General features: G+C 59.7%; 5 protein-coding genes. 3 read left to right on the top strand and 2 right to left on the bottom strand.

Annotated features, from left to right (window positions below; genetic code table 11):
- Positions 1-700 precede the first annotated feature (700 nt).
- Positions 701-970, top strand: a complete 270-nt coding sequence (locus GHO42_RS01880) for a short-chain dehydrogenase (RefSeq protein WP_153328231.1) — start codon at positions 701-703, stop codon at positions 968-970.
- A 530-nt stretch (positions 971-1,500) separates the two neighbouring features.
- Here the strand turns inward: GHO42_RS01880 and GHO42_RS01875 are convergent.
- Together GHO42_RS01875 and olsB are read right to left on the bottom strand one after the other, a co-directional pair.
- Positions 1,501-2,292: a 1-acyl-sn-glycerol-3-phosphate acyltransferase gene (locus tag GHO42_RS01875; protein ID WP_095019715.1), complete on the bottom strand. Its 792-nt coding sequence runs from the start codon at positions 2,290-2,292 to the stop codon at positions 1,501-1,503.
- Positions 2,292-3,047 (bottom strand): L-ornithine N(alpha)-acyltransferase, encoded by a 756-nt coding sequence (olsB, locus tag GHO42_RS01870; RefSeq protein WP_095001338.1) that lies wholly within the window; start codon positions 3,045-3,047, stop codon positions 2,292-2,294. The genes GHO42_RS01875 and olsB overlap by 1 nt, the downstream gene beginning before the upstream one ends.
- Before the next feature lie 237 nt (positions 3,048-3,284).
- Here olsB and GHO42_RS01865 point away from each other — a divergent pair, with 237 nt between their 5' ends.
- Together GHO42_RS01865 and GHO42_RS01860 are read left to right on the top strand one after the other, a co-directional pair.
- Complete coding sequence (locus GHO42_RS01865; protein ID WP_153328229.1) at positions 3,285-3,875, top strand: YceI family protein; 591 nt, start codon at positions 3,285-3,287, stop codon at positions 3,873-3,875.
- A gap of 1 nt (position 3,876) precedes the next feature.
- Positions 3,877-4,639, top strand: a 763-nt coding sequence (locus tag GHO42_RS01860) for a phosphatidylserine/phosphatidylglycerophosphate/cardiolipin synthase family protein (RefSeq protein ID WP_153384087.1), incomplete at its 3' end; no start/stop codon positions are given.

Here is a 4,639-nt window from a genome sequence, read left to right as displayed (position 1 = left end):
TCCAGACGCCGAAAAAGTAACCAAAAAGGCTTGCCCCGGCGTACGGCCTTCGCTGCGCTCAGGTTCCCTCGCTCCGGCTCTGCTCCGTGGGCCCGCCGCCACGGGCCATCCTTGGCCCATCGCGGCTCTCCCGGCATCCATGCCGGTCGACCCACTCCTCAGAACCTCCTCTCGGCCTCCCGAAGGGGCGGGCAGATCAAAAGCACTGCGTCCCGAGGCGGCCGACCGGCCGGCCTGTTCGGTTCGCGTGTACTGCGCAATCTCTGTAGATACTCTGTTGCAGGTCAAGCCCTATTTGTGGGAGCGAGCCTGCTCGCGAACGACCTTCGCGAGCAGGCTCGCTCCCACAGTTGCAGTGTTCCTCGGCAGCGGCTACAGAAACTACAAGCTCACGTTTTTTCGGGATTTTTCTCACAGGTTTGCCAATTGCTGGGGCGAGGGGACGACGCTTATAGTCGGTGTTCGCCGATAAGGCGGCCGGGTTTGGCGACTTGGAACATTTTCAGAAATATGTGCAATTGCTATATAAGACAGAGCGTGTATTTATACGCGCTGTGCTTTATGGCAGCTGTGCGTGGGAGATCTTCGGGTCTGCCGGGTTCTGGGAATGACCGGTTCGCCAACCCGCGTACAGCGGCCACTTGTTTTTGTTTGGCGACGAAAACGGCTGGCTAAAACATATAGCATCTGAGGTTTAACCATGACTCATTCCCCGTTCATCCCTCTTACTGCCATCGATTGCACCATCCCTGCTTTATTGATCGACCGCAACGCGCCCCTCGACGTACTTCATGCCAACGCCGCCGCTCGCGTACTGGCCGTCACGCAACTGATGGAATCGTTTTCCAGTCGGGAAGTGCAAGAGGCTGACTCTGTAGATCTTAGGCATATGGCTACTGTTTCGGCGCAATTGCTGCGTGATGGGTGTGATTTGCTGGATGTGCTGGGCTGGCGGTTGAGGCCTGCTTGATAGCGTTTTTATAACTGATGCATTGAGTACATAACCGATATTCGCGTTAAAAATCGCAGCCTTGTTCCTTCGGCAGTGACGACAGGGGATTGCGCAGTAAATGTGAACCAAACAGGCCGGCCGGTCGGCCGCCTCGGCGTAGTGCTTTTGATCTGCCTGCCCTCCCGGGAGGCCGAGAGGAGGTTCTGAGGAGTGGGTCGACCGGCATGGATGCCGGGAGAGCCGCGATGGGCCATGGATGGCCCGTGGCGGCGTGCCCACGGAGCAGAGCCGGAGCGAGGGAACCTGAGCGTAGCGAAGGCCGTACGATGGGGCGAGGACTTTTTGGTTCCTTTTTGGTCCTTCAAAAAGGGACTCGCCGTAAGGGCGAAACCAATATTTCAGTTAGACGCACATGCCGGATATGTACGCGGTGGGCCAGTTAATGTGCAACGTACCTTTACTGTTGCAACGCGACTTTATCGTCGCACCGTGTCGCCTGCATCGCGAGCAAGCCCGCTCCCACAACATCCCCTTACCTGGCTCCCGGCTCAAATCATCGCCCCCACTCTCTCCGGCAGCGGATCTGTTTGCGTCACCGGTGCTGACACCACCCGCCGGATCGCTTCCTGCGCCCTGAACGCCAGCACGGCCCGCTCTTGTGCCTGGCTGGCAATGGGCTCCAGCAGATGAATCTCAACGTCGCTCTGCTCATGGCTAAACAGTCGCAGCAGATGTGAGAGCAAATCGTCATTGCCAATAAACGGCGCTATCGCATCGACCTCGCCATTGCGCAAATAGCGGATGGCTACAGGTTGCAGTGGTACCCGGCTGTCAATGGCCGCCGACAGCAACCGCCCATGAAAGGTACGCACCGAGCACCCATCCGTGGTGGTGCCTTCGGGAAACATCAGCAGGGGTAGCGGCTGTTGCAGGTGACGGGTCATTTGCTCACGAATCACCTGGCTGTCTCCCGCACCACGGCGGATAAACAAACTGCCTGCCTTGGCCGCCAACCACCCGGCCACCGGCCAGCCACGCACCTCGGCTTTGGACAGAAATGACAGCGGGGCCAGTTGCCCCAGCAGTGCAATATCGGTCCAGGACACGTGATTGCTCACCCACAGCATCGGCGTTGCCGGGATTTCCCCGACCACGGTGACGCGAAAGGGCAGGGCGCTGCTCAGGCGTGTCATAAAAAACTGCGACCAGCGCTGGCGGCGATCCATTGTGCTGTTCAGGCCCAGGCGCTCCAGCAGCCCGAACATTCCCGCCATGCCCAGCCCCAGACTGACCACCCCGAGCACCCGTGCCACCCGGGCATACCGGCGCAAGCGGCGCATCACACGGCCGCCTTGAAGTGACGCGCATAGCGCGGGCACAGTTCATCACGCTTGAGCAGGATGAAGACGTCGGCCACCTGAAAGTCTTCATCCCAGCAGGGCTCGCCGCAAATCCTCGCGCCCAGGCGCATATAGGCCTTGAGCAGCGGCGGCATTTCCGTGATGACGTTGCTGGGCACTTCCTGCGCCGGCAGCGGATTTTTCGGCTCGGCGCGTAGATGCTCCGTACACAAGTAACGCTCGCGCAGACGCTGCATGATCGCCCGGGCCTGAATGCCACCATCCTGCATCGGGATGCTGGCGCAGCCCATCAGGTAGCGATAATTGCCCTGGTTAAGGACTTCGGCCAGTTCACCCCACAGCACGGCGATGGTGCCACCATTGCGGTAGGCCGGGTCGACGCAGGTGCGCCCGATTTCAAGCAGCGGCCCCTGCAGGTTGGCCAACCCGTGAAGGTTGAACTCTTCTTCGCTGTAAAAATGGCCGATACGTTGTGCCGCGCTGTGATCCAGCAGGCGGGTGGTGGCAACCAACTGGCCGCTATTGAGATCGCGTACCCCGATATGTTCGCAATAAGCGTCATAGCCGTCCTCGTCCAGCCCATGTTCGGCGCTTTTGAGTTTGGCCTTCAACTCGTCGCTGAACACACGAAAACGCAGGGTCTGAGCCTCGCGCAATGCCGCGGGGCCGAGCAAACGCTCAGCCTGCAAGCGACGTTCTGGAGCGGTGTCGCGGATACGGGCGATCTGGGACATTGCGAATCTCCGTGCAGGCACTGTGCCCGCTCTGGGTATCTGCCAATCGACTGAGGTGTGCAACTTCAGGCTAAGCAGGTGCAATGTCACCACTGTGACGTTTGGATGATGCTTGTGTGACAGGGGGGCGGGAGGAACTGTCGGTAGCGCCTGACGTCTCAAGAGGGTGAAATAAGTCCTGCCAAAACCGCTCGCCGGGTTTAATGTTCACCCACGTTTATTGGTTGATGAGTTTTTATGCTTAAAGCGCTGTTATCTTCTGCCTGTGCCTTGTTGCTGAGCCTGGGTGTGAGCCTGTCTGCCCAGGCCAACTGGTACCTGGACGGTGAGTCGTCACGGCTGTCATTTATCACCACGCAAAATGCCAATATCGCCGATGTGCACCGCTTTCTGGTCCTGCATGGCAAGGTTGACCGCAAGGGTCTGGCGCAATTGCGTATCGAGATGGACTCGGTCAACAGCTCAGTGCCACTGCGTGATGAGCGCATGCGTGACGTGTTGTTTGATTTCAAGCACTTCCCGGAAGCGCAGATCAGCGCGCAGATCGACCTGCAACCGATCAATGACCTGGCCTCCGGTGCGCAACTGGAATTGCGCTTGCCGGTAACGGTCAGCTTGCGCGGCAAACAGCACACCTATCAGGCCGAGCTATTGGCCACCCGTCTGGATGAACGACGCTTTCAGGTCGTGACCCTGGAGCCGCTGATGCTGCAAGCCGAAGATTTTGGCCTGCAACCGGAGCTTGAAACCTTGCGCAAACTGGCCGGGCTTTCGGCCATCAGCTTTTCAGTACCGGTGAATGCGGTGCTGATTTTCACGGCCCGTTAAGATGGCCGGCGCAGTGTTTGGCTGGCGCAGTGACAATAGTTTTGAGTTGCTGATCGACGGGCCGCAGTTTTTCCCGCGCATGCTGGCCGTCATTGAACAGGCTCAGGAGCAGATCGATCTGGAGTTGTATCTGGTTGAGGCCGGTGACTGTGCCGAAACCATCGTCCAGGCCCTGGAACAGGCGGCCTGGCGCGAGGTGCGGGTGCGTTGCCTGTTTGACGCCTACGGAAGTCTGGGATTGGGCCCGGCGTTGCGCCGCAGGCTGATCGAAGCCGGGGTTGAGCTGCGGCATTACAACCCGCTGAGCTGGCGCCGTGGCCTCAACAATCTGTATCGCGATCATCGCAAGCTGTTGTTGGTGGATCAGCAATTGGCTGTGGTGGGTGGCACCGGCGTCACAGATGAGTTCTGGCGCCCCACTGAAAACAGCTGCGACTGGCATGAGGTGATGGTGCAGATGCAAGGTCCGCTGGTGCTGGACTGGCAGATGCTGTTTGATCGCCAGTGGCGGGCCAATATCAGCCGCAAGGCCTGGAAACCGGCGACCCACTTCGGCCTGGCGCGCTTGCCCGGTGTGCCCGACGAGGCTGAGGGTATGGGGCGCGTGGCCTACGCCGATGCCCATCAACATCGCGATATCCTGCAATCGCTGGTGCGCGCGATCAACAGCGCCAAGCAGCGCATCTGGCTGGCCACGCCTTACTTTCTGCCCACCTGGAGCGTGCGCCGTTCATTGCGCCGGGCGGCGGCGCGGGGTGTCGATG

Origin of the sequence: Pseudomonas sp. FSL R10-0056 (assembly GCF_009600105.1) — a bacterium.
GTDB lineage: Bacteria > Pseudomonadota > Gammaproteobacteria > Pseudomonadales > Pseudomonadaceae > Aquipseudomonas > Aquipseudomonas bubulae.
The sequence above is the reverse complement of the archived record's forward strand: the minus strand, read 5'-3'. Positions and strand labels throughout refer to the sequence as shown.

What these genes read in the sequence shown, in the direction of transcription:
- olsB (WP_095001338.1), bottom strand. Translation starts at nt 3,047, where the DNA reads ATGTCCCAGATCGCCCGTATCCGCGACACCGCTCCAGAACGTCGCTTG.
- GHO42_RS01880 (WP_153328231.1), top strand. Translation starts at nt 701, where the DNA reads ATGACTCATTCCCCGTTCATCCCTCTTACTGCCATCGATTGCACCATC.
- GHO42_RS01865 (WP_153328229.1), top strand. Translation starts at nt 3,285, where the DNA reads ATGCTTAAAGCGCTGTTATCTTCTGCCTGTGCCTTGTTGCTGAGCCTG.
- GHO42_RS01875 (WP_095019715.1), bottom strand. Translation starts at nt 2,292, where the DNA reads ATGCGCCGCTTGCGCCGGTATGCCCGGGTGGCACGGGTGCTCGGGGTG.